Here is a 3,956-nt window from a genome sequence, read left to right as displayed (position 1 = left end):
GGAGGGACGAGCGCCAAGCGGCGCCCGCCCTTAAAGATCGCAGCCGCCATCCAGAACAAACTTCTGGAGCAGTTTGTAAGCACGCGCTTTTACCCTGAATGCGGGCACAGACGAGCCCTCTTTTGCGGAAAAGTACTCCCGCGCCCGGCCCACATCCATCGTTTCGACCAGCTTATCAAATCGACTAAATTCATTCAGATTGTCCCCGTCGGGTGCGGCTGCAAGAAGCTCCGCCAGTTTCGCAACATCTACGCCCAGCAAATTCCCCGCTTGTGCAATGCGCTCGTCTTGAGCCTGGCGCCGGTACTCGGTTATGTAGTCGCGGAAGGTTTTGGACGGATCCACGAACACGTCCCCACTCTGAACGTCGTGAATAAACAGGTTGGCATACTTCTGCTCGTCTTGGCTCAACGACGCAAAGGTCTTATGCAGGGCAGCAAGCGCCGCCTCCGTAGCCTCCGCATTTGCCCCCTCTAGCTCAAGCTGCTTTAGCCACTTTGTAAAATTGGCGTTCATGTAATCTCGGTCAATCCGGGTTGTGTCGATGTCCATCAGGTATCCGCTGATGTCATAAGGAATGTCGGCCCCTCCCCGCTCGCGCGTCCCCGCTGCAGGGAGCTCCTTGTAGCGCTGGGCGAGCGTGAGAAAGTCCGTCTCGGTAAGCGGGACCGAGAAAGCCACGCGCTCCACCCGCTGCTGGGAAGGAATATCTTCTTCGGAAGCCCCAATGTGCTCCACCAGCTCTTCACTTGGAGGGAAATAGTAGTCCAGCTGCTCCCAGGAAAATCCTTGCACCTTCGAGGCCTCAAGCAGCAAATCCAGCTCCCGGAACAGCTTCGCAAACTTTCCCTTAGCTGCGGGGTCGTCCGGAAGTCGCATGAACCCCTGCACTCCATCGGCCTCGAAAACCGATACTATCTCCTCAAACACATCGCTCAGGGCCCGCAAATTCTCTTCCAGCTTCGGCACAAACAACCCAAAAGGCTTGTCGCCTGAATACAACTTCACAGCGTCCTCCACCAGCTTCTTCATCGTGTGAGGACGGCGGTAGTAGCGAATGGTTCCCGCCTGCTTCTCGTTCTCATTAAACAAGCGATTGGTACGGCTAAACGCCTGGATAATCATCTCGTAATGCAGCATCTTGTCCAAATAGAGGGTGTTGATCCATTTGGAGTCAAAGCCCGTGAGCATCTGGTCCACCACTATCAGGATGTCCAGATACTCTTCGCGTCTTTTATCAATGCCCATATACTGCTGTTTATGGGCCAGCCGGTTGGACACATCCTTCTTAAACGAGCCCCACGAGCCCAGCGTGTACTCCTTGCCGTAGCGCTCGTTGTAGTCGTCAATTATCTCTCTGAGGGCATCCTGCTTAATAAGTGCCCGATCGATTTGCCCTTGGTCGTTATCTATGGAGGGATCCACCAAAACGGTAACGCGCAGGTCGGGGGCTTGCTGCTTGAACAGGTGATAGTACTCGATAGCCTCCGGAATGGAGTGGGTGGCGAAAATCGCGTGGAACTTTCCCGCGCGGCTAAAATGCGGCCATCGCTTTATGATGTCGGCCACCACCTGGCGCTGATGCTCCGTCACATCCGGCTGATCAGGCGTCCCGTACTGCGATTCCGGCACCATGCTTTCAATACCATGAATGTTCCGCCCCAGCTCGTCCACATAGGGGGCCATGGGCAGATCATTCATAATGTGATAGTAGGTGCGAACACGCCGTGGGTCGCCTGCCACCTGCTCAATGCTGGAAGCTTTCGCCTCCTCCAACGCCACCGCCTGTCGCAAATCAAGATCTGGATAGGTAGCGACGGGATAGGTATCGAAACCCAGCACGTTGCCGTCGCGAATGCCATCCGCGATGCTGTAGCGATGCAGCTCGTCGCCAAACACATCAGTGGTGGTACTCAATTTCTTGCGATTCTCGTCCTGGATGGGCGTACCCGTAAACCCGAACAGCACAGCCGCCGGGAAAGAGCGCCGTATGGTTTCCATATTCTTGCCGAAGGTGGACCGATGGCACTCGTCGACAATGAACACCAGACGCTTTTTGCGAATGGCTTCCAAATCTGCCGAACTCATCGCGTCTTCATCAAGGTTCCCCATCTTCTGAATAGAGGTGACGATGAGAGTGTCGGACGGATCGCTGCTCCTTAGCTTGGCTTTCAGCTGATGGGTGTCCTCGGTTGCCTGCACTGCCTCGGTGGCGCTGGCAAACGAGCGATACTGCTCCAGCGATTGCGTACCCAGCTCAATACGGTCCACCAAAAACACAACTTTGTCGGCATCGCGAGAATTGGCAATAAGCTGAGCGCACTTGAAGCTGGTCATGGTTTTGCCGCTGCCAGTGGTGTGCCACACGTAGCCGCCCTTCAGCCCTTTCGTGCCCCACAGCTTGTCGCGATTAATTTTTGTTACTCGATCAGAAATGCGATGGGCAGCAAAGTATTGGTAGCTACGCATTACCTTTAGCACCCCGTCGGAGTCGTCGGCAACTGTGTAGTAGCCAATAAGCTGATGGGCCATGGGGATGCTAAGCAGCAGGTTAATTACATCTTGCCATTGGTTGACCGGGTTGTTGTTGAAATCCGCCCAGTGAAACTGGAGCTTTTCGTTGAACTTCCCATCGGGGCCCGGATTGGCGAAATATTTCGTCTCCTCCGGCGTCATGGCTACGAAAATCTGCACCATTGAGAATAGACGTGAAAAGACCCCTTCATGTGCATACTTCTGAATTTGCCCAGCAGCATCGCCTACCGGAACGCCGCTTTTCTTTAGCTCGATGTGAAACAACGGCATGCCGTTGATCAGCAGCATCAAGTCGCCCCGGCGGTCATGACCCACCTTGGTCTTAGAGGGAAACACCGGCTGCTGGACAATCTGGTAGCGGCTGGACCCACCAGCAATTTCGTCGCGATGGAAAATCTTCAGCACCACGTTGCGACCCTCATGCAACTTGTCGTCGGGATTGTCGCGCGTGATGACGATTTCCTTGCCGTTGATAAGCTCGTTTATAGCTAAGGGCGTCCGTTTTGCCACCACTTGCTCGATTACCTGCTGCATTTCGGTTGAAGTGAGCGGATGGCCGTCCAGGCAGTCGCGATGCTTATTATTCTCAAACAGAATTGCCGCCCAATTGTCAATGAGGTCCTGTTCGGTAGGATAGCGCAACACGCCGCCGGCATCGTCCCAGCCATGAGATTTCAGGCTCTCAACTACGGCTTTCTCAAAAGCCACTTCGCTATCGAATACCATCGGCTACCCCTCAACCTCTCCGGGAACCTTGCCCGTCTCATACTCCCCAAAACCCTCATAGCGATAGCTCGCATCGACTCCCTTCATGAATACTTCGCGATCAGAGGCGCGATCGGTAAGGGCGCTTCGCAGGAGATGCTTTATCTCAACATCCCGAACGGGGCTGCGCTCCATGGCGAAAAGATAATCGTCTTTGTCGATGAGACTCCAGTCGATTACTTTGCCCAGCTCTTGGCGAAATATGACATCTAACCAAATGCGCGTGCTTCGGCCATTTCCCTCCCAGAAAGGATGCGCAACGTTCATCTCGACATATTTCTCCACAATCTCGTCGAAGGTGGTCTGGGGCATCGCGCTTATGCTCTCCAGCGCCGGCCGCAAATACAACGCCGAGGCGAAGCGGAAGCCTCCTTTCGAGATATCCGCCGTACGCATCTCCCCCGCGAAATCGTAGACATCCTGGAAAAGAAACTCGTGGATACGCCGCAAACCCTCATACGTTCCCACCTCAAATGAATCGAGGAGGCCCGAATCAAAGAGCTCAAGGGCTCGGCTCTTTGACAAGAGCTCTTCCTGGCGAGCAAGCTCTACCGGATTATGAATGCCAAGCTTGTTTTTCAGTGTCACGGAAGCCGCTCCCCTCAAATGAACATCTTCTCAAGGCAAGCCTGCTTGAGGTTTTTCAATATTCCCAA

The 3,956-nt window shown here is 54.3% G+C and carries 2 protein-coding genes; both read right to left on the bottom strand.

The genetic code is table 11. The features are described from left to right. Window positions 1–30: 30 nt before the first annotated feature. Window positions 31–3,261 carry a type I restriction endonuclease subunit R, EcoR124 family gene (locus DMP11_RS10010; RefSeq protein WP_123186343.1) on the bottom strand — a complete coding sequence of 1,077 codons (3,231 nt, stop codon included), beginning with the start codon at window positions 3,259–3,261 and terminating at the stop codon, window positions 31–33. A gap of 3 nt (window positions 3,262–3,264) precedes the next feature. Then, the gene (gene fic, locus DMP11_RS10005) at window positions 3,265–3,888 is read right to left on the bottom strand and encodes a protein adenylyltransferase Fic (protein WP_123186342.1); all 624 of its coding nucleotides are present in this window, start codon (window positions 3,886–3,888) and stop codon (window positions 3,265–3,267) included. Window positions 3,889–3,956 lie beyond the last annotated feature (68 nt).

Source organism: Parvibacter caecicola, from assembly GCF_003725335.1.
In the GTDB taxonomy this organism is placed as follows: Bacteria; Actinomycetota; Coriobacteriia; order Coriobacteriales; family Eggerthellaceae; genus Parvibacter; species Parvibacter caecicola.
The sequence above is the reverse complement of the archived record's forward strand: the minus strand, read 5'-3'. Positions and strand labels throughout refer to the sequence as shown.

Bases quoted from the DNA above. Each gene is read 5' to 3' on its own strand.
- DMP11_RS10010 (WP_123186343.1), bottom strand. From the start codon at position 3,261: ATGGTATTCGATAGCGAAGTGGCTTTTGAGAAAGCCGTAGTTGAGAGC.